33 protein-coding genes and 1 tRNA gene are annotated in these 25209 nt (G+C 64.2%); 14 read left to right on the forward strand and 20 right to left on the reverse strand.

The genetic code is table 11. The features are described 5' to 3' along the window. Positions 1-118: 118 nt before the first annotated feature. Both NKJ15_RS03315 and NKJ15_RS03320 read left to right on the forward strand, forming a co-directional pair. Positions 119-502, forward strand: a complete 384-nt coding sequence (locus tag NKJ15_RS03315; protein WP_023677006.1) for a hypothetical protein — start codon at positions 119-121, stop codon at positions 500-502. A 126-nt stretch (positions 503-628) separates the two neighbouring features. After that, positions 629-1123, forward strand: coding sequence for a hypothetical protein (locus NKJ15_RS03320; RefSeq protein ID WP_352814041.1), 495 nt, complete (start codon positions 629-631; stop codon positions 1121-1123). A 26-nt stretch (positions 1124-1149) separates the two neighbouring features. Here NKJ15_RS03320 and NKJ15_RS03325 read toward each other — a convergent pair whose 3' ends face one another. From NKJ15_RS03325 to NKJ15_RS03345, 5 genes are read right to left on the reverse strand one after another with little or no spacing between them, the layout of a single operon-like run. Further along, on the reverse strand, positions 1150-1455 hold the full coding sequence (locus NKJ15_RS03325) for an urease subunit beta (RefSeq protein WP_023677008.1): 306 nt from the start codon (positions 1453-1455) through the stop codon (positions 1150-1152). Positions 1456-1462: 7 nt separating this feature from the next. Next, complete coding sequence (locus NKJ15_RS03330; RefSeq protein WP_352814133.1) at positions 1463-2056, reverse strand: HupE/UreJ family protein; 594 nt, start codon at positions 2054-2056, stop codon at positions 1463-1465. Between the two features lie 28 nt (positions 2057-2084). Then, positions 2085-2342 carry a DUF1272 domain-containing protein gene (locus NKJ15_RS03335; RefSeq protein WP_352539910.1) on the reverse strand — a complete coding sequence of 86 codons (258 nt, stop codon included), beginning with the start codon at positions 2340-2342 and terminating at the stop codon, positions 2085-2087. A gap of 19 nt (positions 2343-2361) precedes the next feature. Beyond that, entirely contained in the window at positions 2362-2664 is a 303-nt protein-coding gene (locus NKJ15_RS03340; protein ID WP_023677011.1) for an urease subunit gamma, read from the reverse strand. Between the two features lie 28 nt (positions 2665-2692). After that, positions 2693-3514 (reverse strand): urease accessory protein UreD, encoded by an 822-nt coding sequence (locus tag NKJ15_RS03345; protein WP_502901196.1) that lies wholly within the window; start codon positions 3512-3514, stop codon positions 2693-2695. A gap of 223 nt (positions 3515-3737) precedes the next feature. On the opposite strand from NKJ15_RS03345, the gene NKJ15_RS03350 reads away from it, so the two are divergent. The 3 genes from NKJ15_RS03350 (at position 3738) to NKJ15_RS03360 (ending at position 6045) form a co-directional block, all read left to right on the forward strand. Beyond that, positions 3738-3992, forward strand: a complete 255-nt coding sequence (locus NKJ15_RS03350) for an acyl carrier protein (protein ID WP_023677013.1) — start codon at positions 3738-3740, stop codon at positions 3990-3992. A gap of 4 nt (positions 3993-3996) precedes the next feature. After that, entirely contained in the window at positions 3997-5205 is a 1209-nt protein-coding gene (locus tag NKJ15_RS03355) for a beta-ketoacyl-[acyl-carrier-protein] synthase family protein (RefSeq protein WP_352682345.1), read from the forward strand. A gap of 135 nt (positions 5206-5340) precedes the next feature. After that, positions 5341-6045 carry a glutathione S-transferase family protein gene (locus tag NKJ15_RS03360; RefSeq protein WP_352474751.1) on the forward strand — a complete coding sequence of 235 codons (705 nt, stop codon included), beginning with the start codon at positions 5341-5343 and terminating at the stop codon, positions 6043-6045. A 21-nt stretch (positions 6046-6066) separates the two neighbouring features. Here NKJ15_RS03360 and NKJ15_RS03365 read toward each other — a convergent pair whose 3' ends face one another. The 4 genes from NKJ15_RS03365 to NKJ15_RS03380 form a co-directional block, all read right to left on the reverse strand. Continuing rightward, entirely contained in the window at positions 6067-6195 is a 129-nt protein-coding gene (locus tag NKJ15_RS03365; RefSeq protein ID WP_302893450.1) for a hypothetical protein, read from the reverse strand. Beyond that, positions 6182-6442 carry a hypothetical protein gene (locus NKJ15_RS03370; protein WP_352539907.1) on the reverse strand — a complete coding sequence of 87 codons (261 nt, stop codon included), beginning with the start codon at positions 6440-6442 and terminating at the stop codon, positions 6182-6184. The genes NKJ15_RS03365 and NKJ15_RS03370 overlap by 14 nt, the downstream gene beginning before the upstream one ends. Positions 6443-6512: 70 nt before the next feature. After that, complete coding sequence (locus NKJ15_RS03375; protein WP_352539906.1) at positions 6513-7133, reverse strand: nucleoside triphosphate hydrolase; 621 nt, start codon at positions 7131-7133, stop codon at positions 6513-6515. 76 nt (positions 7134-7209) lie between these two features. Then, positions 7210-8316: a hypothetical protein gene (locus tag NKJ15_RS03380; RefSeq protein WP_352814042.1), complete on the reverse strand. Its 1107-nt coding sequence runs from the start codon at positions 8314-8316 to the stop codon at positions 7210-7212. 237 nt (positions 8317-8553) lie between these two features. On the opposite strand from NKJ15_RS03380, the gene NKJ15_RS03385 reads away from it, so the two are divergent. Then, positions 8554-9444: a D-alanyl-D-alanine carboxypeptidase family protein gene (locus tag NKJ15_RS03385; RefSeq protein WP_352814043.1), complete on the forward strand. Its 891-nt coding sequence runs from the start codon at positions 8554-8556 to the stop codon at positions 9442-9444. A 33-nt stretch (positions 9445-9477) separates the two neighbouring features. Here NKJ15_RS03385 and NKJ15_RS03390 read toward each other — a convergent pair whose 3' ends face one another. Next, positions 9478-10284, reverse strand: a complete 807-nt coding sequence (locus NKJ15_RS03390) for an AraC family transcriptional regulator (protein WP_352619408.1) — start codon at positions 10282-10284, stop codon at positions 9478-9480. A gap of 202 nt (positions 10285-10486) precedes the next feature. On the opposite strand from NKJ15_RS03390, the gene NKJ15_RS03395 reads away from it, so the two are divergent. The 5 genes from NKJ15_RS03395 (at position 10487) to NKJ15_RS03415 (ending at position 13652) form a co-directional block, all read left to right on the forward strand. Next, entirely contained in the window at positions 10487-11407 is a 921-nt protein-coding gene (locus NKJ15_RS03395) for a zinc-binding dehydrogenase (protein WP_352814044.1), read from the forward strand. Between the two features lie 163 nt (positions 11408-11570). Next, positions 11571-11647 (forward strand) — tRNA-Arg (locus tag NKJ15_RS03400). A gap of 259 nt (positions 11648-11906) precedes the next feature. After that, positions 11907-12896 carry a DUF2332 domain-containing protein gene (locus tag NKJ15_RS03405; RefSeq protein WP_352474762.1) on the forward strand — a complete coding sequence of 330 codons (990 nt, stop codon included), beginning with the start codon at positions 11907-11909 and terminating at the stop codon, positions 12894-12896. A 274-nt stretch (positions 12897-13170) separates the two neighbouring features. Further along, positions 13171-13380: a hypothetical protein gene (locus tag NKJ15_RS03410; protein ID WP_352814045.1), complete on the forward strand. Its 210-nt coding sequence runs from the start codon at positions 13171-13173 to the stop codon at positions 13378-13380. 38 nt (positions 13381-13418) lie between these two features. Next, positions 13419-13652 carry a hypothetical protein gene (locus NKJ15_RS03415; protein WP_352539901.1) on the forward strand — a complete coding sequence of 78 codons (234 nt, stop codon included), beginning with the start codon at positions 13419-13421 and terminating at the stop codon, positions 13650-13652. A 106-nt stretch (positions 13653-13758) separates the two neighbouring features. Here NKJ15_RS03415 and NKJ15_RS03420 read toward each other — a convergent pair whose 3' ends face one another. From NKJ15_RS03420 to NKJ15_RS03430, 3 genes are all read right to left on the reverse strand, one after another. Continuing rightward, positions 13759-14073 carry a hypothetical protein gene (locus NKJ15_RS03420; protein WP_352540042.1) on the reverse strand — a complete coding sequence of 105 codons (315 nt, stop codon included), beginning with the start codon at positions 14071-14073 and terminating at the stop codon, positions 13759-13761. 73 nt (positions 14074-14146) lie between these two features. Continuing rightward, a complete protein-coding gene (locus NKJ15_RS03425; protein WP_352814046.1) occupies positions 14147-15445 on the reverse strand; it encodes a cytochrome P450 in 1299 nt (432 codons plus the stop codon). 50 nt (positions 15446-15495) lie between these two features. Continuing rightward, entirely contained in the window at positions 15496-16023 is a 528-nt protein-coding gene (locus tag NKJ15_RS03430; protein WP_352473019.1) for a metallophosphoesterase, read from the reverse strand. Positions 16024-16706: 683 nt separating this feature from the next. Here NKJ15_RS03430 and NKJ15_RS03435 point away from each other — a divergent pair. Then, positions 16707-17255: a DNA-3-methyladenine glycosylase gene (locus NKJ15_RS03435; protein ID WP_352814047.1), complete on the forward strand. Its 549-nt coding sequence runs from the start codon at positions 16707-16709 to the stop codon at positions 17253-17255. A 33-nt stretch (positions 17256-17288) separates the two neighbouring features. Here the strand turns inward: NKJ15_RS03435 and NKJ15_RS03440 are convergent, their stop codons facing one another. Then, the gene (locus NKJ15_RS03440) at positions 17289-17555 is read right to left on the reverse strand and encodes a DUF3606 domain-containing protein (RefSeq protein ID WP_352771117.1); all 267 of its coding nucleotides are present in this window, start codon (positions 17553-17555) and stop codon (positions 17289-17291) included. Between the two features lie 175 nt (positions 17556-17730). Between NKJ15_RS03440 and NKJ15_RS03445 the strand changes: the two genes are divergently transcribed. Next, positions 17731-18243, forward strand: coding sequence for an EF-hand domain-containing protein (locus NKJ15_RS03445; RefSeq protein ID WP_352814048.1), 513 nt, complete (start codon positions 17731-17733; stop codon positions 18241-18243). A 163-nt stretch (positions 18244-18406) separates the two neighbouring features. Beyond that, positions 18407-18748: a hypothetical protein gene (locus NKJ15_RS03450; protein WP_352814049.1), complete on the forward strand. Its 342-nt coding sequence runs from the start codon at positions 18407-18409 to the stop codon at positions 18746-18748. Between the two features lie 26 nt (positions 18749-18774). On the opposite strand, the gene NKJ15_RS03455 is transcribed toward NKJ15_RS03450, so the two are convergent. Genes NKJ15_RS03455 through NKJ15_RS03480 form a run of 6 tightly spaced genes read right to left on the reverse strand, consistent with a single transcriptional unit; the run spans position 18775 to position 25186 of the window. Beyond that, positions 18775-19608 (reverse strand): SMP-30/gluconolactonase/LRE family protein, encoded by an 834-nt coding sequence (locus NKJ15_RS03455; RefSeq protein WP_352814050.1) that lies wholly within the window; start codon positions 19606-19608, stop codon positions 18775-18777. 11 nt (positions 19609-19619) lie between these two features. Next, complete coding sequence (locus NKJ15_RS03460) at positions 19620-21395, reverse strand: CoA-transferase (protein WP_352814051.1); 1776 nt, start codon at positions 21393-21395, stop codon at positions 19620-19622. Beyond that, complete coding sequence (locus NKJ15_RS03465) at positions 21392-22177, reverse strand: enoyl-CoA hydratase/isomerase family protein (protein WP_352814052.1); 786 nt, start codon at positions 22175-22177, stop codon at positions 21392-21394. Before NKJ15_RS03465 ends, NKJ15_RS03460 begins: the two co-directional genes overlap by 4 nt. A 2-nt stretch (positions 22178-22179) precedes the next feature. Beyond that, a complete protein-coding gene (locus tag NKJ15_RS03470; RefSeq protein ID WP_352539890.1) occupies positions 22180-23385 on the reverse strand; it encodes a CaiB/BaiF CoA transferase family protein in 1206 nt (401 codons plus the stop codon). Between the two features lie 18 nt (positions 23386-23403). Continuing rightward, the gene (locus tag NKJ15_RS03475; protein ID WP_023677038.1) at positions 23404-24189 is read right to left on the reverse strand and encodes an SDR family NAD(P)-dependent oxidoreductase; all 786 of its coding nucleotides are present in this window, start codon (positions 24187-24189) and stop codon (positions 23404-23406) included. A 1-nt stretch (position 24190) separates the two neighbouring features. Continuing rightward, positions 24191-25186, reverse strand: coding sequence for an ABC transporter permease (locus NKJ15_RS03480; RefSeq protein WP_352501149.1), 996 nt, complete (start codon positions 25184-25186; stop codon positions 24191-24193). Positions 25187-25209 lie beyond the last annotated feature (23 nt).

Raw genomic sequence — 25209 nt, forward strand, 5'->3', positions numbered from 1 at the left:
CCGCCATCCTATGGTCACGCAATGACCCGCTGAGCGACACTTTCCGATCCCATTTAGCGTTTGAGGTGGCCGGGCCACCCCAAAACGACAATTTGCCAATCGATGGAAAGGAACATCCATGCGCAAAACGACCCTTCTGGCAGCCGCCGCCACGCTGGTGCTCGCAACCGCCGCCAGCGCCCAGCAACAGCCTGCGCAGCAGCCCAGTCCGGCGCCGGCTGCGCCTGCTCCTGCCGCGCCCGGCGCGCAGCCGCAGGCGCCCACCATCCAGGCGATCAACGTCGTCGATATCAAGGATCTGCCCGCGGACACTCAAGCCAAGGTCAACGAGGTGATCGCCAAGCGCAGCGATGCCGACCTGCAGAAACTGCGCGGCTCGATCGACGCGACACCGCAGGTCAAATCCGCGCTCGAAGCCAAGGGGCTCACCTCCGCGCAGGTGATCGCCGCCAGCATGAGCACCAATGGCGCGCTGACGCTGATCACCAAGAAAGCGAGCTGACGAGACGAGGCGGCGGGCCGGCGGCCGGCCAGCCCGCCGCATCGCAAAGGGAACCTTCACGGGGGACGTTACGTTTCGGTCCTGTCGCCCTGACACGAGCCTCGAAAAGGACCCTGAGAACGAGCGATGGCGATCACCACGTTCTCCGACACCAGATGGCTGCATGGGATTGCCGCGACCGCGTTTCTGGCAGCCAGCATTCCGCACGCCGCGCTGAACGCGCAGAGCCTCGACAGCGCCGAGACCGTCAACCGGATCGTCGGCTCGGAGGTCGGCCAGGAAGAGACCCAGACAAATGCGGAAGCCGGCAAGGTCAATTCGGCGATCGACCGCACGCGTGAAAACATCGCCGCCGTGCGCAAGACATCCAAGCTCGACAAGGTCGATATCGTGTTTCTTACCGATGCCGCGCGCACCGAAGGCGGCCCGCCGCCGGCGATCGAAAACAAGGTCAGGCAACATCGGGACGACATCGCCGAGCTGCGCAAGGAGATCGAGGCGAACGCATTGCTGTTCAACGCCATCGATTCGCGGCGAGTGCAAACCGAGGACGTTCTGGCGGTGGAATTCGACGATCCGGGAAAGATCGTCATCTATGCGGCGGCCAAGCCGCCCGGCTGAGCCGAAACTGCTCGACGCCTTCGATCTCACAGGGCGCCCATGATCTTCTGCTGAAATCCGTAGACCTCGCGCTTGCCGCCGAACGGCACCAGGGTAACGTCGCGCTCTTGGCCGGGCTCGAAACGCATGGCGGTGCCGGCAGCGATGTCGAGGCGCATGCCGCGGGCCTTGTCGCGATCGAATCTCAGTCCCTCATTGGTCTCGAAGAAATGATAATGGCTGCCTACCTGGATCGGCCGGTCGCCGCTGTTGGCTACCTTCAAGGTGACCGTCGCCAGACCCTTGTTCAGTTCGATCTCGCCGCTTGCCGTGATGATTTCGCCGGGGATCATTGCGGCCTCACATGACGTCAAAAGCGAGGCCGGCGCCAAGCGCGGCACAAGCGGCGCCAGCGGCGCGGGCAAGCCCGCGGAAGCGCCAGCCGAGGCCGAGACCGGCCGCGATGCCGACGGCGTGGAGCAGTGCGGTGGCAACGGCAAAGCCCGCCATATAGCCGAGTCCGCCGACATTCTCAGGCACCTCGGTGCCATGGGCATAGCCGTGGAACAGCGCGAACAGGCCGATGACGGCGACGCCGGCCGAGACAGGAAGATCGACGGCGAGCGCAACCAGCAGCCCGAGTGCCACGACGGACGCCAGTATCGCCGGCTCGACGAAAGGCATCGGCACATGCAGCATGCCGAACACGCCGCCGGCCAGCATGACGCTTACGAAGGCCAGCGGCCATGCCCACATCGCTTTGTCGCCCTTGAGCGCGGCCCATAGCCCGACGGCAATCATCGCCGTCATGTGATCGAGGCCGGAGAGCGGGTGGGAGAAGCCGGCGGTGAAGGACCAAACCGTGCCGACGCCGACATGGGCATAGGCTGGCATTGCTGCCGCCAGCAGCAGGACCGCCGACAGCGTTGAGCGTTTCATCGTAGCGGGGATCATCGGCGTAGCTTCCATCTTCGAGTACCTCTCACGCCGCCTTGCGGGCCGGAGCGCAGCCCTCTGCCTTGAGGACGCGCCTGGTGGAGGCCGGATATTTCTTCAGCAGCGCTGCCGGACGGATCGGGCGGGCCGAGAAGTTGCCGCCGCAATTCGGACAGGCGCCGCCGAGCACGTTTTGTGCGCAGTCGGCGCAAAAGGTGCATTCGAAGGTGCAGATCACCGCATCCGTCGCATCGGGCGGCAGATCCTTGTCGCAGCACTCGCAGTTGGGACGCAGCTCAAGCATTTTCCTCTCCTTGGCGGTGTTATCTGATCGGCTCGTGCACGGTCACCAGCTTGGTGCCGTCTGGAAACGTCGCCTCGACCTGCACATCGTGGATCATTTCTGCAATGCCTTCCATCACCTGGGCCCGGGTGACGACATGGGCGCCGGCCTCCATCAGCTCGGCGACCGCGCGGCCGTCGCGGGCACCCTCGACGACGAAATCGGTGATCAGCGCGATCGCTTCCGGATGATTGAGCTTGACGCCGCGTTCGAGCCGCTTGCGGGCCACGATCGCCGCCATGGCGATCAGCAGCTTGTCTTTCTCCCTCGGCGTCAGATTCATGCTTTTTCCTGCGGTGGCACAATCGAAATCAGAGTGACCATAATTTGGGCAGGCCCGCCCGTCCGTTGAGCAATTCGACAAGCGGCACCAGCCGCTTGCGGAGCTGGTAGCCGTCCTCGGCGAACAGCCTCGCAAGAAGCTTGCCAGATTTCCGCACGCTCCAGAAACTGACGCCGCCCTGGCCGCCGACTATGCCCCGGGCCGGCTCGAGCAAAGCCTCTGCCCGTGGCGACACCATCAGCAGCGTCGCCACGGCGACGGCACCGCCGGCCGCTGCGGGACGGTTCAAGGCGGCCGCAATGTCCGGCCCGATGCGGAACTCCTCTGCATGGACCAGCGCCCCGTCCTGGCGGACGCGCCAGCGGTCGTGGAAATGGCCTTGCGTGGCCCGTTCACCCATGGCCAGGCGGCCGAAGACGGTGGCCTCCAGGATCAGCGCCTCGGCTCCGGTGGCAAGCTCCACGTCAAGGCTGCGGGCAAAGGCCGAGCGGTCGAAGACGATGGTTTCCTGTGGCAGCCAGGCAATGTGGCCTTCTTCCCCGACAGTCAGCTGCACCCGCACTTCGGCGCGATCGGATGCGGCGCGATAGATTTTCTCGCAGGCCTGCGTTGTCATGGTTGCGGAGGCGCCGGCACCGACATCGACCTCCCAGGCGAGACGGTCGCCACCGGTCAGCCCACCGGCGGTGTTGATCAGGACGGCTTCGAGCGGATCGGCCGAGACCGCCGGCATGCGGATCTTGGCCGAACCGTCCTGGTACAGACGCCGAAGACGCGTGCGGCCTCCGTTCCAGTCGCAGCCAAGCCGCGCGACGCCGGCAACACGCTGGGCCGGCGGCACTGAAGTCAAGCTATATGCGATCGTATCCACGACGCCAACGTTAAGCACTGCGGCGGCTTTGTCGATATATAGCTTGTTGCTTGACAGCGTTTCGGTTTCTATAGAGGGAGCCACCTTGGTACGGTCACCGGCGCCTGGCGGGGGTAAAAGGCGACGATGACGACGTAATCGCGGACAAAAGGGGCGCTGATCAGTTAGCGTCGGGAAACGACAGAGTTGGGGAAGAAACCGAATGGCTGACCAGCTGGCAAACGATATCATCGCCAAGATCAAGGCTCATGCCGAGCCGGGCGGCGAGGAAATCACCACCAGTACCGAACTGACCGCCCTTGGCATCCATTCGCTGGAACTGACGGAGATCATCTTCGATCTCGAGGAAGAGTATGGCATCGAAATCGAGATGAACACTGTCGATGCCTGGAGCAATCTGAAGAATGTCGGCGACATGGTCGAGGCGGTTCGCGCGCTGATCGCGAAAAAAGCCTGACTGAATGCACAAGCGCGTCGTCATCACGGGCATCGGCGGATTATGCGGGCTCGGCACCAATGCACCGGCAATCTGGAATGAAATGCGCGCCGGCCGTTCGGCAATCGGCGCGATCGACAATCCGCTGCTGCATGATCTGAAGGTCAAGGTCGGCTGCGAAATCAAGGCGCTTCCCGAGCACGGCATCGACCGCAAGCAGGTCGTGTCGATGGACCGCTTCAGCCTTCTGGCGACGATCGCCGCGCGGGAGGCGGCACAGCAGGCGGGATTGAACCCGCACGCGGCCAACACCTACCGGATGGGCACCATCGTCGGCGTCGGCGTCTGCGGCTGGGAGGCAATCGAAGAGAACTATCGCGCCATCCTGCTCGAAGGCAAGAACCGCGCCGGCATCTTCACCGTCCCGAAAGTAATGCCGGGCGCTGCAGCCGGCCATGTCAGCATGAATCTTGGTCTGCGCGGGCCGGTGTTCGGCATCACCTCTGCCTGCTCGTCATCCAACCACGCCATTGCCTCGGCGGTCGATCAGATCAGGCTCGGCCGGGCCGACGTCATGGTCGCCGGCGGCACCGATGCGCCGCTGGTCTGGGGCATCCTCAAGGGCTGGGAGGCCCTGCGGGTATTGTCGCCGGACACCTGCCGGCCGTTTTCGGGCGACCGCCAGGGGCTCGTACTCGGCGAAGGCGCCGGCATGGTGGTGCTGGAAACATATGAGCATGCCATGGCGCGCGGCGCCGCCATCCTTGCCGAAATCGCCGGCGTCGGCCTTTCCGCCGACGCCTCCGATATCGTCGCGCCAACCATCGAAGGGCCTGAGGCGGCGATGCGCTTCTGCCTCGTCGATGCCGGGCTCAATCCCGAGGACGTCGACTATCTCAACGCGCATGGCACCGGCACCAAGGCCAACGATCAGATCGAGACGGCGGCGATCAAACGCGTGTTCGGCGGCCATGCCTACAAGCTTTCGGTGTCCTCGACCAAATCGATGCACGCCCACTGCCTCGGCGCCTCCGGCGCGCTGGAAATGATCGCCTGCGTGATGGCGATCCGCGAAGGCATCGTGCCGCCGACCGCCAATTATCGGGAAGCCGACGCCGACTGCGATCTCGACATCACGCCGAACGTGGCGCGCGAACGCACCGTGCGCACCGCGATCAGCAACAGCTTCGCCTTCGGCGGCACCAATGCGGTGCTGGCGGTCAAGGCCGTGTGACCGCACCCCTTGCGGGTCCTTCACGGGGGCCGGCGAAACTTTCCATGCGCATATTGATCGCGCCAGGCGTCGCGCCTAACTCTCTGCGACCCGCCATGACCGTGCCGCTCGGCGCGGTCCCTACCAGGAGTTTCGATGACCGATCTGTCCGCGTTTCCGATTGCTAGGCGCTGGCCGGCGAGCCACCCCGACCGCATCCAACTTTATTCGTTTCCGACGCCGAACGGGGTGAAAATATCGATCGCGCTGGAGGAACTTGGCCTGCCTTACGAGCCGCATGCCGTCGATATCGGCAAGAACGAGAGCTGGACCCCGGAATTCCTGTCTTTGAACCCGAACGGCAAGATACCGGCGATGATCGATCCGGACGGCCCGGGCGGCAAGCCGATCGGCTTGTTCGAATCCGGTGCCATCCTGCTTTACCTCAGCGACAAGACCGGCCAGCTGGTCCCGGCAGACGCGACGCTGCGTTATGAGACGATCCAGTGGGTGTTCTTCCAGATGGCTTCGATCGGGCCGATGTTCGGCCAAGTCGGATTCTTCCACAAATTCGCTGGGCGCGAAATCGCCGACAAGCGCCCGCTGGAACGTTATCGCGACGAGTCGCGACGGCTGATCGGCGTCCTCGAAACGAGGCTCAAGGGCCGTAGCTGGATCATGGGCGACGATTACACGATCGCCGATATTTCGATGCTTGGGTGGGTGCGCAATCTGATCGGCTTCTACGAGGCGCGGGAACTCGTCGGTTTCGACGATTTCCCCAGCGTGGGCGCATGGCTGGAGCGTGGCCTCGCCCGACCGGCGGTGCAGAGGGGCCTCACCATTCCGGCCAGAAGCTGATCTTACGTCGATTCCGCTCGGCTATTTTGCCTTGGTCCGGGGCTTTGAGCCGCCCTTGCCGACTACGGAAGCAGCAAGCGACGCCGCACCTTTGGCGGTGGCAAGCACGGCACCGGCGGCGACATTGGCCGTTGCTTTAACAGTGCGCATTGCGCTGCCTGCGATCGATCCTCTGCTGCTTGCCGATCTTTTGGGCTTGGGTGCAGCGGCTTTGGCCGCGGCAGGCATCACCTTTTTCGGCGCCGCCTTGCCAAAGCTGGGCTTTGCCGCATCCTTGGAGCGGGCCGCTGCTGCCGGGCCGGCGCTGGTTTTCACTCGAGTGGCTTTTGATCGTGTTGCCCTGCCCTTGGCGGGCGCAGGCTTTCTTGCCATGGTTTCCATCGAACGGTTCCCTCATGGGCACAATTGCCGTGTCCGGGATAACGGCCTGAAACTGGCAAGGTTCCGGCCGGGCGGTTCCTTGCAAGTCAGGCCAGGTCGCCGACCACCAGGTCGGCGGGCCGCCGACGGGCAAGCACGCGGTCGATGTTCGGCATATCGTTAGAGGCGATCCAGGCGCGCGCGTCCTCGTCGGAGCGGCCGTGCTCGTGCCATCGCGCCAGCAGTCGGCGCTCGAGCTCGGCGCGCGGCACATCGACGAAGATCGAGAAGTCGAACAGCGGCGCCAGCCGCGTCCAGGGTTCCTCGTCGAGCAGCAGATAATTGCCTTCGACCAGGATGAATTTGGTGTCGGCGGCGACAATCGCAGCGGCGGCGCGCGACAGCTCCATGCTGCGGTCGAAGACCGGGATGGCGATATCCGGCTCGCCGGCGCGGATGCGCTTCAGCAGCGCTTCGAAGCCGGCAAAATCAAAGGTTTCCGGAGCACCTTTTCGCGCGCGAAGGCCGCGTCGATCGAGCACGACGTCATCGTAATGGAAGCCATCCATCGGCACGACTTCCGCCGTGCCTTCCGGCAGCAGGTCGTGCAAGCCTGCCGACAATGTCGACTTGCCGGCGCCGGGCGGACCGGCAATGGCAACGATGAAGCGCGGCGCCTTGCCGGCGCGCTTGAAAATGGCAGCAGCGATATGGGCGATTTCTGACATTGGCCCCCTTACGGTGGTTCTGGCGCATTTTGGCGGCAGTTTTCGGAAATTTCAAACGCCGGATTGTGCCAAGCCTTCAATCGGGCCTGGATTGAACGATCCGCAGGAAATCGCCGTCGAAGCCGATGTCGCGCACGGCACCGTCAGCCGCCAGGATACGCATGCGGCCCGGCGAGGTCGTGACGTCGTGCGGCGGCTCGCCGGATGGCCAAGGCAGCGCGCCGATGACATGGCGGAACGAAAAGCGGCGCCCTTCGGAAAGGGCAAAGGCGGTCGCCACGCCTTCGCGCTTCAGCCAATTGTCGCCGAGCGATGCGGCGTGGCCGACGGCCGTGCGGCCGTCCTCGATGCCGAGCACGCCGCGGTGGCGGCCACTCCATGGCGCATAATCGCGCCCGCCATTGCTGACCCACAGCATGGTGACCGGCAGTTCGGCCGGGTTCTTCAGCACCAGCACGAGATCGGCTTCCGCCTGGCGCGCCAGCGCCGTCCAGCCCGGCCCGCCATGATCGGCCTCGACCAGCGTCACGAAGTCCTCACGCAGCTGGTCCATGCGATAGGCGGTCAGGTCAATCGTGCCGCCGTTGGCGACGGGAAAGCGCGTCAGGTCGGCGGTTCGCGCCGGGTAGGCGAGCAACGAGCGGCCGCGGGCCGGATCGGGCTCCGGCGCCTCACTCGGCGTTGCGGCAAGGCGCTTGGGCGAGAAGGCCAGCCTGCCGCCGGCCGTCATCACCGTCATCGGGTGGTGGGCGACGGGAATGGCGCCGGCGCCGCCGGAAAAGACGTGTTCCTGATAGAGAAAGGGATGATCGTCGCGCAAGGTCAGGATCTTGTCGACGGTTGCGCCCATGACCGGGCGCTGCAAGCGGAAGACGGCGCGCCAGCCGTCGGCCGTTGCCGCGCTGTCGACCACGTCCCAGCGGCTATTTGCCGGCCAGCCATGCAAAGGTGCCGCTTCGACGTCGCTGATCGAGAACGGCGCGCAGAGGAAATCGCCGGACAGGTGGACCGTCCCTTCAGGCAGGTCTTTCGGCAGCATCTCACGCGGCTCGCCGACCCAGGGTGCGCGATGCAGCGGCTTCAGCCGGCGGCCATCGATATCGACCGTCATGTCGGCGAGATGGCCGACGGCAAGATCGACCGATACCGAAATGCCCTTCGCCGTGATCGTGACCGTATCCATCTGCACCTACCGATTCTGCTAGCCCGATTCCGGCTGCCCGATTCTGCCGGCGCCAGCAAAGCCCACTCGCCGCCGTTTGCGCAAGCGCGGTGGCCGGCAATTCACATCAGGCGGCGCCACGTCGGCCTGTGGACAGGGCACCGTTCGAGGGCCAGACCGATATTAACCAAATGGACTGTGCCTTTGCGTTAAGATAGCTTCGCCTCGTCTCAGAAACCGCCTGCCTTCGGAATTGACTTGTCCGCCTTCCGGTTCTTTTCGTCCATCCACAAATGCGTCGCTGTGCTGGCGCTGCTGCTGTTTGCTGCCGGCTGCACGACTGTCACGCCGCCCGACAGCGTGCTGGCGGTACCGGCGCCGCCGCAGAAATATGCCGCCATGGTCATCGATGCCGGCACCGGCAATACGCTGTTCGAGGTCAATTCGACGGCGCCGCGTTATCCGGCGTCGTTGACCAAGATGATGACGCTCTACCTCCTGTTCGAGGCGCTGGACCAGGGCCGCATCAGCAAGGAGACGCAAATCCCGGTGTCGGACAACGCCGCCCGGCAGCCGCCGACCAAGCTGCGGTTCAGGCGCGGCGAGACCATCGACGTCGATTCGGCGATCCGCGCCGTCGTCGTCAAATCGGCCAATGACGTGGCGGTCGCAATTGCCGAATATCTCGGCGGCAGCGAAGAGGCGTTCGCCGGCATGATGACTGCCAAGGCGCGCCAGATCGGCATGAGCAGCACCGTTTTCCGCAATGCCTCGGGCCTGCCGGACGGCGACCAGCACACCAGCGCGCGCGACATGGCGGTGCTCGGCATGGCGCTGCACGCCCGCTTCCCGCAGCATTTCCACTACTTCTCTGAAAGCGACTTCATGTTCCGCGGCAGGCTGGTGCGCGGCCACAACGACATGCTCGGCCGGGTGCGCGGCGTCGACGGCATCAAGACCGGCTATATCAGGGCTTCGGGCTTCAACATCGTCACCTCCTATAATGCGGACGGGCACAGGCTGATCATCGTGGTGATGGGCGCCGACAGCGCCCGCCAGCGCAACGACCATGTCGAGGCGCTGATCCAGCGCAGCCTGTTGCCGACCTCCGAGGCAAAGACGCGGCTGCTGTATGCCGAGGAGCAGTGATAGTTGAAGTCCGAGTGTTGACCGCGTACGGGTTCAGGCGACAAACGCAGAGCCGCCGTTTTGCGCGACACTGCTGAGATACTTTGCCGGCGGCTTGCCAAGCGCTTTCTTGAACATGGTGATGAAGGCGGTGACCGATTCGTAACCGAGATCGGCCGAAACCTGCTGCACGCTGGCGCCGGAGGCCAGCTCGCGCATTGCGACGATCAGGTGCAGTTGCTGGCGCCAGCGCCCGAAGGTCAGCCCTGTCTCTTTCACCACGAGACGTGCGAGACTGCTCTCGCTGAGCGCGACGCGACTGGCCCATTCCGCCAGGGTGCTGCGATCGGCAGGATCTTGCGCCAACGCCGCCGCGATGCGCCTCAAGCGCGGCTCGGACGAGATCGGCAAATGCAGCTGCTGGACAGGCATGCGCGGCAGTTCGGTGAGCAGAGCCCTGGTCAGGAGCTCGCCCCTCGCGTCATCGTCCTCAACGCGATCCGTCAGCTCTATGATGAGCTCGCGCAGCAACGGCGTGATCGAAAGCGTGCAGCACCGGTCCGGCAAGTCGGTAGCTCCCGGTTCGATATAGACGAAGAAAATCCGGGCATTGGCGGTCGCGATATTGCTGTGCTCCATGTCGCCGGGAATCCACACCGCGCAATGCGGCGGCACCATCCACAGGCCGCTGGGGACGCGACATGTGACGCCACCGCCCAGCGCGAAGACGAGTTGCCCTTTGCGGTGGTGGTGGTCCGGCACCTCCGCCCTGGTTTCGGTAACGTCAACGCGCACGGCGATTGCCGGGGCGAGGACATCATCCGGATCGAAAGGCCAGGGGTAGCGGAGAGGCTGCCTCATATTGACTGATTTTAGCGATCGACTACCGAGATATCTAAATTACTCAAACAGGAAAGTCGATAGTTTAGGGATGAGTAACTCAGAAGCCGACAGGCGGGCTTCCATTTAGTCATGCCCTGCTTGCGTTCTGAACGTCGGACCAACAAGCCCGGCGCACGAAAACAGGCTGGCGTCCGCCACGCAGCAAGAAGGAACGATACCAATGCTCGCCTTGGTCACATCTTCCGACAGCGCCACCGGGTTGCGGCTCGCCGAGCTTGGTGAGCCCGAGCCCGCCCCGCATGAGGCGCTGGTCTCGGTCCGGGCAGTCTCGCTGAACCGCGGTGAACTGCGCTTGCTCAACATCCGTCCGAACGGCTGGGTGCCTGGCCAGGACGTCGCCGGAATTGTCGAGCGCGCCGCGGCCGACGGCTCCGGGCCGGCCGTCGGCGCCCGGGTTGCGGCTCTGGTCGACGAGGCCGGGTGGGCCGAACGGGTCGCCGTTCCGACCGACCACCTCGCCGTCCTGCCGGACGACGTCAGCTTCGTCTCCGCCGCCACTGTTCCGGTCGCGGGCACGACCGCGCTGCGGACCCTGCGCCTCGGCGGCGACCTGGCCGGCCAGCGGGTCCTGATTACCGGCGCAAGCGGCGCGGTCGGCCGTTTCCAGATCCAGATCGCCCGCCAGCAGGGCGCGTCGGTGGTGGCGGTCGCCGCTGAACGGCATGCCGACGATCTCCGCGGCCTCGGAGCCGAGCGGGTCGTCGAAACGATCGAGCTGACCGAAGGACTGTTCTCGCTGATTACCGAATCGGTGGGCGGCGATAGCCTCGCCCACGCGATCGAACGGATCGCGCCCGGCGGGACCGTCGTCATGTTCGGCTCGAGCCGCGGCGAACTCACGCCCATCGGCTTCCGCCAGTTCGTTCCGGGGCACGAAGGTGCGCGGCTGCAGACCTTCGCCTACTACGCCTCCGGTCCGGAGGTTGGCGCTGACATCGCCTCGCTGCTCGCGCTGATCGCAGCCGGCCGGCTCGAAACGCGTGTGGTCCTGACCGTGCCGTGGCGGGACGTCGGCCAAGCCCTCGACGCGCTGCGGCAGCGCAGCATCAGCGGCAAGGCAGTGCTTACCGTGACAGAATGAGCAGGCGGTGGCGCCGGACGGGACGATGTCTGTCTCCTCCGGACTGCTACGGCAACTTGAGCCCGCTGGCGATTGCCCGTTGAAGCCGGCGCCTGCTTCCGCTAAGAAGCCGTGGCTGGCCGGTTTACCGGCTGGTTCGTTTTTGGGATCACCGATCCTGAAGGCACCCGTAGCTCAGCTGGATAGAGCGCTGCCCTCCGAAGGCAGAGGTCACAGGTTCGAATCCTGTCGGGTGCGCCAAATCTCAAATTGTACGGCCCGGAGACATGGGTTGCGGTTTATACCGGAGACATGGTGGACCGCACCCATCGGGTGAGACACCAATTAGGGACAGTTCCCCAGGTTTTGGATTGCGTACGACCTCATAACGCAACGGTTAAGTAGGCGACCGCGGCAAGTCCGCTGGGGTGAAGCCTGTGTAAAAACGCCGTGGCCTGGCTCCAATCAGATCCGTGGATCGTGTATTGTGATGAGACGTCGGGACCGAGGATCAGCGGATATGGACGAGGAGGGCTTGGCCGAGATCTCAGCCCGATATATTCGCTTCGCCGATACGGAAGCTCGCGGTCGCTCGCCGCTCTACGAGGAGTTGGCTCGGGCAGTCGCTGGGGATCGGGAGGCGCTCGGTTTCCTGTCGACTCTTCCGGACCTAAAGCGGCAACCGAACCTTCTACTTGCAGCGGTGCGTCACTTGTTCGGCACGCCGACAGGGTGGACCGAGCTTCGCCAGGCGCTTCAGGCTAATCCCGACGCTATCCGCTCGCTCATGCTCGAGCGCTCAACGCAAACCAACGAGCCGGGAAGATGCGCCACCCTGCTCCCCGTCCTGGCGCGTTTGCCGCAGCCGCTGGCCCTCATCGAGGTCGGGACCTCCGCAGGGCTCTGCCTCATGCCCGACCTCTACGGCTATGACTACGGACGCAAGGTGATCCGCGCACCTGCGATGGCCTTGGAGCCGCCTGTCTTCCGATGCCTCGCCAGCGAAACAACGCCATTGCCGACGGCCTTGCCGCAAGTCGTCTGGCGGGCTGGATTGGACCTGAGCCCGATAGATGCTTCGGACGACTCGCAAGTCGCATGGCTTGAGACACTGGTCTGGCCGGAACAGACAGCACGGCTTGCCAATCTGCGGGCGGCCCTAAAGATAGCTGCCACAGTCAAGCCTCGGGTGGTGAAGGGCGACCTGCGCGGGAGCGACCTCGTGCAACTCTGCAACGAAGCGCCAAATGACGCTACACTCGTCATCTTTCACACAGCCGTCCTCGACTATGTCTCCGACCTTGGTGACAGAGAAGCTTTCGCCGAGCAGGCGATGCGTCTCGCGCCTTATTGGGTATCGAACGAGTTCCCTCGCGTCTTCCCGTCCATCGCCACACGCGCCGGAACAAGCTGGCCGCCTGGCCGCTTCCTCCTATCTGCGAACGGCTCCCCTGTAGCTTGGACTGACCCGCATGGCGCCTCGCTCGAATGGATCGCGGACGAGGCGTAGGCTATAGGTCGTGGATTGCCGTCCTTGGCCAGAGACGCCATCAGTTCTCAGTTTCATCAATGCTCGTCTGCCACTGCTTGCGTCTTGAATTCGCGGCAAGCGCCCTTCGGACTTGCTACCGGGCGGTTGAACCCAGGAACAGCGCGTTGGGCGCGCGAAGACCGCATCCGCAGTCGGGAACCACAGCTATCGGCAAGCCGTTTACGCTGCAAACCCGCCTGTCGATCCTCAGAGCCGGGCGAGTTCTCCGAGATCCACAAATTGGAGATTGATCATGACTAGCGCTGCCGACCGCGATCCGCGCCACCACACGCAGAAAATGCAGAAAAAGTTGGAGGAGGTGAAGCAGCACCTTCACGAGGACATCGAGAAGGTCGATGAGCCGCAGCTGAAGGCGATGTTCGAGACGTCCGCCGAGGTGATCGGCGGTCTCCAGAAGGCGTTCCAGGACTATGAACAGAAGAATGAACCCGCTTGGCGTTAAACGGCTTCTTCGCGGGTAGGTTTCAAAGGAGCGCCCCCGTGCCTGCACCACCTGAAATGGATGTCGTCCTCGAAAAGCTGCCTTTGAGGATCGGCGCCTATATCCCCGACGACTTGCTGGAGGACTGGTTTGCGCCGGGAACCGGCATGAACCCGGTCAGCAAGGAGGCGCTTGCCGCCGCCAAGAACTACGGCTGGCGCTTCGAATGCGAGTTCAAGCACTACCCCGAACGCAAGGAAGGCGTGTTCTGGAAGTGGGTGCCGGCGATCTGACCGCCGCTGGACGGTTCATCGTTCCGCGGAAACGCAGAACCGGTCTATCGTATTGTTTGACGCAAATACCGGACGGAAAACCGCTTCACACTTTTCCTGGAATTGCTCAGCCTCCGCCTATCGGCGTCGTCACCTTGCCGGTTCCGCCGCATTCGGGGCAGGTGCGGCCGTCGATCATGCCTGACCCTGCACAGCGGCGGCAAATATTCTCGCCAGCGCCTGGAGTGCCTGCGGGGACTTCGTCCGTGTTGGTCTGACCGGCTTGCCGGGGCTTGCCCTGCAGCTTGTTTCTCAGCCGGGCGACCCAGCCTTCGTCGACCTCGAGCGGCCTGCTGCTATCGTCCGGCAGGCCTTCGCCGGATTGGCCGATGGTTTCATTGCGCGGCCGGTCGTTCGCGCCTGTCGTGATCTTCTGAGCCATTGCGTTTGCCTTTACGCCTTGCAATTTTCGAACGCCTCAGCTCCGCAGAGGTTCCGGTTCGACCGGCAGCCTTTCAGCGGGGTGTTTGCCGCACATTATCTATCCTGAACCCGGATTTCGGCCGCGCCGGCATGCGGGCAAGCGAGACGGTCATATCCTGATCAGGCACCTGGTAGGCCATCGACCGCGTCAGCAGGCGAACCGCTTCCATGATCAGCGCGACGGTGACGGCTTCTCCGGGGCAGCGATGGGTAGTCGCCGGATCTCCGCCGCCATGCGGGATGAAGTCGAAGCCGTGGGTTTTCCAGCTCAAGCCGCGCTCCGGGATAAATCGGTCCGGCTCCACAAACAGGCGCGGATCATGGTTGGTGCCGTGCAGGTCGAGCAGGACCCAGTCGCCTTGGTCGAAACGGTAGCCCTTCCATTCGAAGGGGTGGCGGGCGCGGCCGCCGATGAACGGGAAGAACGGGTAGAGCCGGCGAATCTCCTCGGCGAAGGCTTCCAGCCCGTCGTCATCGCCGGCGGCGAACTTGTCATACCATTGGCGGTGCTGGTGAAGCGCCAGCGCCGCAAACATGATGAAGCGGCCGATGGCGACGATTGGACGGATAATGTTGATGATTTCGACCGCGGCACTGGCAAGATCGAGCGGCATTCCCTCGGCATCGACATGTTCGCTGACCAGGCGGACCGGGCTGTTTGCCGGCAAATCAAGCGCGCCGCTTCGAACGCGCCGTACAAGCTCGCCGATAGTGCGTTCGGTCCGGCGTCGCCGCCACAGCGCCAGCACGGTCGACGGCCCAATGCCGCCGGCGTTCTCGACCATGCCGCTGAGCTCGCGGCAGAGTTCGGCGCGATCCTTGTCGGCGGGGATGCCGGCCCAAGCCGCTGCCGCCTGGGTCAGGACGAGGTTTACGGCGTCGAACAGGGCGATCTCGTCACGCCGCTGCCAGTCTTCCAGCTGGTCGAGCCAGGCGCGACGGAAGGTTGCGCGGAGCCGCTCGATCTGGTCACCATCCAACAGGATCGACAGGAAAAGCGCCTTGCGGTGGCGGTGAGCGGCGCCGTCGAGCGCCTGGACGCTGCCCTTGTCCTGCAGCAGACGCAGCGTGGTCTGCGGCATCGCACCAATTCGGGTGAAGTGGTCGCCGCCATAAAACATCTCGGCAGCCTCGGCACCACGGACACAGATTGCCGGCCGCAGCATCAGGCGCGTCGCAAAGATGTCGGTGTTCATGCGCCGGCAGCGGGCCGAAATGAAGTCATAGCCCTCGCGCAGCAGGGCCAAGGTGCTGTCGAACGCGGCATCGCGCGGGATGGGCTTTGCGACACGCTTGCCGCCGTCGGCATCGATCAGTTCACGTCTGTTCATGGCGTGCTCCCTGGCGTTGAAATTCCTCAACGCACGGCCGGCACTTTCGATCACTCGACTTTTTGACGGCTTTGCCGCGCCGCCCTTCGGCCGCGGCTGGCAAGGATGGTGGTCAGCGTGACCGGACGAAAATCCCAGCTGTCGACGCCGACGTCATACTGGCGCGTGACCGGGGTCAGCCTGCCGTGGGAATGGCCATGCAGGTCGATCGATTTCCTGCCGATCTGGTTCCAGGTGCGAAAAGGGTAGTGACAAAGGATCAGCAGACTGCCGTCGAGCGCCAGCTCCTTGTAGTGTTGCGTGCTCGCCCAACCTGTGGCCTCGATGGTGGCCGCAGCATCGTTGTTGCCGATGATCAAATGCTTGCTGCCATGAAGAGACGCCAGCAGCGACGACACGAACGCGGCCGATCCCCTGGCAAAATCGCCGAGATGCCAGACCTCGTCGTCCGGCCCGACAGTCTCGTTCCAGAACGCAATGAGCGACCGGTCATGTTCCGCCAGCGAGCCGAACGGGCGGCGGTCGATGCGCAAAATGCGCGGGTCGCTGAAATGCGTGTCGGCGGTGAAGTAGATCATGCGAATTCGCTGGAGCCGGTTATCGAACTGCCGCATGTAGGCGCGTGGCTCACCAAGTCCATCTTGCTCTCCCCGATGCTTGCTCAACCCGCTCGATCGCCGGTTGTTCCTGTAAGCAGGCTTAGGCGGTTTCCGCTCGTTGGCACTTAGAAACGGGGGCACTTTGAAACGGGGGACTTTGAAACGGGGGAACTTTGAAATGAGACGCAGGTTAGAATGCTTGAGGCCGATGCTCTGAAAGGACCTCGACGATGACCGACGCAGCACCTCTTGGGCGAAGCCCGGCTCAGGCGCGGGGCGATATCGACGCCGGGCGCGAAGGGGACAAGACCCCGGGCATCGATCCGGCTGCGGCTCCCATGGAAACGGACGCGGAATCCGCCGGCAACCTCCGCCGAAGAGCCCTGCCGCGCGCCATGAAACGCCGAAGTTTACCAACCAGGCGAGCTATGCCAATGCGATGCGCCCGCTGACGGATGAGCCCGACGTCCAACCGAGCAGATATGGGCCAGTCATGGTGATTGCCGCCATCGTCGTGCTGGCCGCGGCGGTTTTCATCGGCGCAGCCATGCTGCGCTGAATACCGCTGCCCCAGGTTCGGCGGCGGGATGGCTGGACATTTTGTTTCCGGTCCGGGAACTTGCTGACGCGCCAGGTCCAGGCGCGATCGAGTCTGCCGCACAATGACCACCACCCATCAATTCTTTGCTCGAGACGCCGCCATCGTAGCGCGCGACATGATCGGCGCCATGCTGCTTTTGCACGGCGTTGGCGGCATCATCGTCGAGACCGAGGCCTATCGCCCGGATGACCCGGCTTCGCATGCTTTCGGTGGCAGGACCGTGCGCAACGGCGCAATGTTCGGCGCCCCGGGCAGCGCGTACGTCTATCGCTCCTATGGCCTGCACTGGTGCCTCAATGCCGTGTGCCTGCCCGGCAGTGCCGTGCTTATCCGCGCAATCGAACCGCAATCCGGGCTGGAGGTGATGCGGGCCAATCGCGGCGTTGACGACCCCCGGCTGCTTTGTTCGGGACCGGGTCGCCTTTGCCAGGCGCTGGCAATCGACAAATCCCATGACGGGCTGCCGCTGGACGTGCCGCCATTCGAATTCAGGCAGCCGGGCGACGCCGGCGCCGTTCTAACAGGCCGTCGGATCGGCATTTCCAAGGCTGTCGATGCCGAGTGGCGGTTCGGCCTGCGCGGCTCGGACTATTTGAGCCGCAAGTTCTGACGCCCGCGGCAGCGGCAGAGCAGCTGCCTGGCATCACTCGTCGGGTTTACCGAGATGCATGGGTGTCGCCTGCTGGCGGGCTTCCCTGGTCACCTCGTCGGCTCCGGCAGGTGAAATCCCTCGCAATGCCTTCGCAGCTACGGTCAGGCGCCCGCGATCATTGCCGAAGCTCTTGATCAGCTGGCGGACCTGGTCGGCCGTGACGCCGTTCTGTTGGGCAAAATACTCGACTTCACGGTCGTCTTCCGTAGAAACGCGGTCGCGCTCGCGGAAATCTCGCTTGCTCTTATCGTCGGCCATTTTTTCCTCCTGGTGGAGCGTCGCATCCATGGCAACGTGGGCAAGCGGCTTTCGTTGCCGCGATCGGGCGGACTTTTCCGCCGTCGTGCCGACTGACCAGGAACCATGAGGCGAGCAGCCGGTTTGGCTTGGATGCAGACATATTCGGCTACAATTCATACCGATGGAGAATACGATGACGCTCGCAAGCAAAACCACCGTAATTGCCGCGGCGCTGGCCATGTTGGCCGCGCCGGCATTCGGCCAGACGAGCCCACCTGCGCCCGCCGCGCCGGCACCGGATCGTGGCGCCGAACCGTCGCCCGGAGTGACCGGGCAGGATGCCATGCGCGACATGATGCGCCAGATGATGACCGAGATGCTGGAGGAGAGAATGCAGGAAGATCGCGCGCCCCGGGAGGAACGGCGAGGTCCCGACCGCTGGCATCGCGGCTACAGGATGGGCCCGCCTGAGCGAGGGTGGGAGATGGGAGGGCGCGGCGGCATTCCACGCGGGATGCATGGCGCGAAGATGCGAATGATGTTCGCCATAGTAGACGCGGACGGCGATGGCGCGCTTTCTCAGAGCGAAGTCCAGGATTTCGTCGGGCGAATATTCAACGCCGTCGATGAGGACGGTGACGGCAGCGTCGACATGCAGGAAATCCGGTCCTTCTTCCACGGAGGCGGCGCCGAGGATCAGGAGTAAGTCTCCTGCCGGTCGGCAGGAGGCCTGTCTGGGGCAGCGCGAGCTCGTCGGCCGGGAGGATAAAAAGTCGCCTGGATACCAGGCTGCCAGTCGGGGAGATGCGTTCCTTGGCTGGCCTTGCCGAACGCCGCGGACCAAGCAGACCAGCAGGAATTCATTGGCCATGACAGAGAAAGCTACGGAGAAAACTCCAACGATCGCCCGTGTCTGGCGCGGCAGAACCGTGCCTGAAATGGCAGATGCCTATGAGAGTTACAATTACGAGGCCGGCATCAAGCCGCTGATCGAGAAGGCCCTGGGCGTTCAGACCTTTCGCGAGGACACGCCGACCCATTCGGAATTCGTGACGATCTCCTATTGGGAAAACGTCGAGGCGATGGCGGCGCTCACCGGCGGCGATCCGACAAAAATCCACCATCTCGAGCGGGACGAAGAGTTCCTGATCGAGCTGCCCTCGAGGGTCCAGGTGTTGCGCATCCGATCGAGTCACGGGCGGCTGGGATAGGGCAGCGCCGCCCGGTTCGGCCCGATCTAAGAAATCGCCGTCAAGTCGATTTCGGTGATGTGCCAGCGGCCGAGATTTGCGGTGTAGAGCTTGTCGCCCTTGAAGGCGATGTTGGTGGGGTGGGCGAGCGTCGTTGCCGCCGGATCCTCGATCACCACCTCGAGCCCGCTGTGTTTTCGCCAACGATAGATGCGGCTCGGCTCGTAGCACGAGATGAACAGCGACCCGTCCCGCGCGAAGGCGACGCCATCGGGGACGTTGTTCACGCCGTCCACGACGAGCTGGCGAGGTCCTGCCGCGCCGTCGGCACGGATCGGCACATAGCTGACGCAGGCCGCATGGCTTTCCACGACGTAAAGCCCATCGCCACCCGGCGCCATCGCCATGCCGTTGGCGAAGGCCATGGTCTCGCTGCACCACAGGCCGCCTTCGCCGGTCTTCAAATCGTAGCGAAAAATGCCGGAGCGGTTGTCTTCGCCGAGGCTGTCGGAAACGTAGAGCCAGCCGCGCGCCTCGTCGATCACGGGATAGTTCGGCACGCGGATGCCGGCCGAGGCGAAGCGCGTCATATCAGCCGTCGCGGCATCCCAGCGAAAGACCGCCGCATGTCTCAAATCGCATGCAAAACAGTTTCCCGCGCTATCGAAGGCGATGCCGAGCAGAAAGCCGTCCGTGCCGCCCATGCGTTCGACCGAGCTGCCATCGGCGGCGAGGCGCAGCAGGTCGCCGGTTTCGGTGCCGCACCAGATCGAGCCGTCGCGATGGATGGCCACGCCTTCCGGATGGGCGACGCGCGGGCTGGTGAAGATGCCATCGAAGAAGACCCTCGCGGCCGACATTTCGAGCAACGGCTTTGCCATGCGCACCCCCTTCAATCCGGTGCAGTATGCGACCGCTGTGCGGCGATGCAGCGCTCGACCATCCGCCGGTCGGTGGCCAGGATCTCGGCGATCAGGGCGCTGCGCTCCCTGGCGCTGACGAATTCGAGGCGCCGCAGGCCGAGCGGGTCGATGCGGTTTCGCAGGATGTCGAGCGTCTCGTTCGAGGGTAGCGCAAGTTCGCGGCAATCGGCATCGAATGTCAGGGCAAAGCCGGTGGCATCCTGGAGCTGCTGGCGCGTCACGCACGGCATGGTCTCGATGACGGCCAATTGCCGGCTCTCCCCGTCGAGCCGAAACACGCAAAGGTCGGTGAACACCAATGCCGCGCCGGTCCGATAGCCCATCGGCTCGCGTTCGGCCTCAGTCAACAGGCCGCGCGCCGAGCTGGCAATCTCGACCGTCTCGACCAGCGACTGCACGGAATGGCGGGGGACGTAGAGCAGATAATCGCGATGCATGTTGGCGACGTCGGCCATGCCGCCTTGCCCGGGCAGCCGGATAAGGCTGCCGTCACGCTTGCGCAGCGCAATGGTGTTGACGCGCCCACGGCGGTCGACCTGCGCGGCACCGACGATCTCATGCGTCACCGCGCCGGCCTGGTAATAGGTCGAATAGGTGTCGTCGCCGCCGGCATGCGCCACCGCCGTCTCGCAATCGAGGCTTTCGATCAGCGACAGGATCATCGGGCTCGGTGCTATGTCGAGATGACCGCAACTCATGGTAGCGATGATCATGTCCGGCGCGTGCGTCGCTTTGGCCAGCCGGTAGGCGACATTGGCGAGCGGCGACACCGCGCCGGCACTGGCAAAGCTCTCATTGTCGAGCTCAGCGACGATGCGGGCGGCGATGATCTCGTCGATGGACGCCTCCTTGTTGCCGTGCACGAGCCTGGGCATTGCGAGGACTGTTTCAGCGCGGACTTTTGCAGCGTCTTGAACCCGCTCCGGCACGCCTTCCGAAGGCATGCCCAGGCTGTCCGACAAAGGTATTTCCTTGGCCGCGAACGCCCCCGCCAACGCTTGATAATCCGTCACATAGAATGGCAGGCAGGAGGCGGGATAGGCGCCGCCTGGTGCCAGCGCGATCGCCGACACCTGGTTGCGGGTCAAAATGCTCTGCCGACCATCATGCCGCAGCGCTCCGACCGGGACGATCTCCTCAACCGTGACCAGCACCTGGCGCGCCGCGCCGGCCATGGCGAAATCCAGCGCTCGTGGTCCGATGATCTGGACATTGCCGCTCTCGTCGGCACGCTGGGCATGGACGACGAACGTATCGAGCCGCAAGGCCGGGATGATCCCGGTCGTGATTCCCGCGATCGGATCAGGCACGGCGATCGCACGCGGCACGCGCGCCAGCATGTCCGAACCCTCCGGAAGCTGGAACGGCATCGACGGCAGGTTCTGCTGCCCCGCCTGCAAAGCCTGGATCATGGCCAGCGCCGTCCAGTCGCGGACCGGCACGGCATTGGTCTCGGCGGCCGCGCGGAAGCGTGGCGGCAAGCCAAAAATATCGAGGCTGGAAAAGCAGATATCGACCTCCTCCACGGCATTCGCTTCGAGAAGCAGTTCGAGTGGCAGGCCGCCGGCCCAGCAGACATAGCGAAGGTCCTTGACGCCCGAGCGGGCGATAGCCCGCAACAAGGCGATCGGCAGCCGGGCAAAATGATGGCCACCGACACCGAAGACGCCGCCGCCGCCGACCATCGCGGCCAGGCCCTCGACATCGGTGAAGTGCGGCCGGTTTTGCTTGACCAGGGACGTCATTTCGCAGCCTTCGGCCGCGTCGCGCTCTTTTCAGCAAATTCCTTGACGCGCCGCTGGCCGGTCTCGCTGCGGTACAGGCCGCCCAGGACATCGCGCTCCATGGCAAGGCCGTCGGCTAGATCGCCCGACACGGCATGCGCGGTCAGCGCTTTCAGCCCTTCGATCGCTGCGGTCGGTTCGGCGGCGATCATCTCGGCGAGTTCCAGCACCCGCGGCATCAGCCTTTCGGCATCGACGATCTCGTTGACCAGACCGGCGCCGACGAACTCGGAAGCCGGCACGATGGCGCCGGTCATCAGCAGAAAATTGGCGCGGTTGCGGCCGAGCTTCTGGACACTGCGCTGGGTGCCGCCGCCGCCGGGGACCAGCCCGAGCTTGATCTCGGGCAGGCCGAGCTTCGCGAACTGGTTGGCGATGACGATGTCGCAGCACAGCACCAGCTCCATGCCGCCGCCGAGCGCAAAGCCGTTGACCGCGGCGATGACCGGCTTGCGGTTGTTCTCGACCGCCGCATACATGCGCGTGCCGGCGGCCTGGAAGGCGTCGAACTCGATAGCTGTCTGGGCAGCGTATTCCTTGATGTCGGCGCCGGCCATGAAGCCGCGCCCCTCGCCGGTCACTACGATCGCGCCGACGCCGTCATCCTGCGACAGCGCCTCGAAAACCTCGGTGATCTCGCTTTGCATCAGCCGGTTCATGGCGTTGAGCTGATCGGCGCGCCGGAAGGTGACGACTGCGACGCGCCCGGATATTTCCAAGCTGAGTGTCTGGTAAACGCTCATCGTCAGGCAGCATCCACGGTCATATCGCCGGACGCCTCAAGCGCTGCAATCTCGCCGCTGGAGAGGCCGAACTCGGCCAGTATCTCGCGGCCATGTTGGCCGACCAGCGGCGCCGGCCGCTCTATCGTAGGCGGCGTCTCGCTCATCTTGACAGCCGGCGCGACCACCCTGACCTTGCCGCCGCGCGGATGATCGTAGCTGGTGATCATGCCCAGGTGCTTAACCTGCGGGTCCTCGGCTGCGCGCCTTATGTCCTTCACCTCGGCGCACCAGATGTCGGCTGCGAGCAGCCGCGCCAGCAGGTCCTGCGTGGCAAACTTCCTGGTTTCGGCGTTGACCTTGTCGAACACCTCGTCGCGCCTGTCGAACAGGGTCTTCAGATCGTCGTAGACGGCAAGCTGCGGCGCCTCCAGCACTTCATACAGCGTCTTGAACGGGCTCATGGCGATCGACACATAGCCGCCGTCCTTCGCTTCATAGACACCGAACGGCGCCTGCATGCCGGGGTGGCCGATGCCGGAATTCGGGCGCACGAAATCCTCACCGAGATTGAGCACGGCGACATATTCCTGATTGAGATGCGCCAGCATGCCGGCGAGCAGATTGACCTCGATCTTCTGGCCCTTGCCGGTCTTCTCGCGATAGTAGAGCGCCGACAGGATGCCGTAGACCATGTTCATGGCGCCGATCTGGTCGGCCAGGCCGGCACCGGCCGGAACAGGAGCCTGATCGCCGCGGCCGGTGTTGGAAATCAGCCCGGACAATCCCTGGATCAGCATGTCCTGGCCGGGGCGCTCGACATAGGGGCCTTCCTCGCCATAGCCGGAGCCCGAGCAATAGATGATGGCGGGATTGACCGCCCTGAAATCCTCGTAGCCATAGCCGAGCCTGGCGAGCACGCCGGGGCGGAAATTCTGCACCACCACATCGGCCTTCTCAGCCATGTCCATGATGATGGCATGCACCTTGCGACTTTTCAGGTTGAGCGCGATGGAGCGCTTGTTGCGGTTCCAGGCGAGGAAATTCGGGCTTTCGGAGCCGCCGACCCATTTGGCGAAGAAGGTCATGCCGCGGAACATGTCGCCGGCGCCGGCACGCTCGATCTTGATGATGTCGGCGCCCATGTCGCCGAGCAGCTGCGTGGCGAACGGCCCTTGCAGCAGATGGCTGAAATCGAGAATGCGGACGCCTTCGAGGGCTTTGTTCATTTCATGTCTCGTTGGTTGTCAAAGCAGGTCGGGTACGTAGCGGGGTGCCGCGGTGAGGCCGCCGTCGACGCGCAGGTCGGTACCGGTGGTGAAGCCGGCGGCGTCGGAGGCCAGATAGACGGCGGCTTCGGCCACCTCGGACGGTTTGCCGATGCGGCCGAGCGGATGCATCTTGACCCAGGCCTTGGCGAGATTGCCGCCGATCTCCTTGACCAATTTGTCGTTCATCGGCGTGTTGATGGTGCCGGGCGAGATCGAGTTGACGCGGATGTTGAGCGGGCCGAACTCGACCGCCATCTGGCGCGTCATCGCCATCACCGCACCCTTGGCGCCGGCATAGGCGGTCCAGCCGTCGAGCCCGATATGCCCTTGTGCCGAGGCCATGTTGATGATCGAGCCCGATTTCTGCGCGATCATATGTGGCAGCGCATATTTGCAGCCGCGGAACACGCTGGTAAGGTTGACCGCGATCAGCCGGTGCCACTGCTCGTCGCTCATTTCGTGAACCGGCATGCCGCCGATGGCGATGGCGGCATTGTTGACGAGAATATCGAGATGGCCGGTCTTGCCGACGGCTGCGTCGATCAGGGCGGCGATGTCGGCCTCCTCCGCCACGTCGCAATGGATGTAGTCGGCGCGGTGGCCGGCGGCGCGCAGCTCGGCTGCGAATTTTTCACCTTTCTCGTCGGCGATGTCGCCGAGGAAGACGTGCGCGCCTTCCCTTGCCATCGCCTCGCTGATCGCGTGGCCGATGCCGTCGGCGGCGCCAGTGACGATTGCGGTTTTCCCTTTGAGACGATCCATATCAGCCTCCAATGGCGCGCCGGCGCTTTGCTTCGTCGAAGGCGACGGCGGCAATGATGATCATGCCGGTGATGACCAGTTGCCACTCGGTCGGCAGGCCGAGACCGCGCAGCCCGTTGGACAGGAACTGCAGGATCAGCACGCCGAGCGCCATGCCGGTCAGGCTGCCTATGCCGCCGGCAAGGCTCACCCCGCCGAGCACGGTGGCGGCGACGACCTGGAACTCGAAATTCAGCCCGGCCGTATGCTGCGCCGAACCGACGCGGGCTGCCAGGATGATGCCGGCTACCGTCGCCAGCAGCGCGCTGATGATGAAGCAGGTGAACTTGACGCGGCGCACGTCGTAACCCGCCAGCCGTGCCACTTCCGGATTGCCGCCGACGGCATAGATCTGCCGCCCGAACGGCCGGTGCTGCATCACGTAGGCGAAGACGGCGAGCAGGACGATGGCGATGACAGCCGAATAGGGAACGACGTTGAACAGGCGGCCGTCCGACAGCGCGATGAAGCTGTCGAGCGCGGCGTCGTCTGGAATAGCACGCTGGCCGGTATAGAGATAAACGCCGCCGCGCATGATGAACATCGTGCCCAGGGTCACGATCAGCGAGTTGATGCCGGCATAGGCCGTCAGATAGCCATTCACGACGCCGATGATCAGCCCGAACAGCAGCGCGCCGCTGATGCCGAGCAGCAGAGAATTCGTGTCGTTCATGATGATGATCAGCGGCAGTGCGATCGTCGCCAGCAGCGAGCCGATCGAGATGTCGACCTCGCCTGATATGAAGACGATGGCGCAGCCGATGCCGGCTGTCAGCGCCAGCGAAGCCTGACCGAGCACATTGGTGATGTTGCGCACGGAGAAGAAATTCTCGGCGGTGAAGGAAAAGAACGCGATCACCAGGATGAGGCAGAGGAGCAATGCCAATTCCTGCCGCGCGACGAGCCGCGCCAGCATGGACGGCCCAGCTTTCATGGTGTCGGTGCTTGCCAGGCTCATCGCTTGGTCCCTTTTCGAAGCGT

It is taken from the genome of Mesorhizobium sp. M0207, assembly GCF_040321995.1.
In the GTDB taxonomy this organism is placed as follows: domain Bacteria; phylum Pseudomonadota; class Alphaproteobacteria; order Rhizobiales; family Rhizobiaceae; genus Mesorhizobium.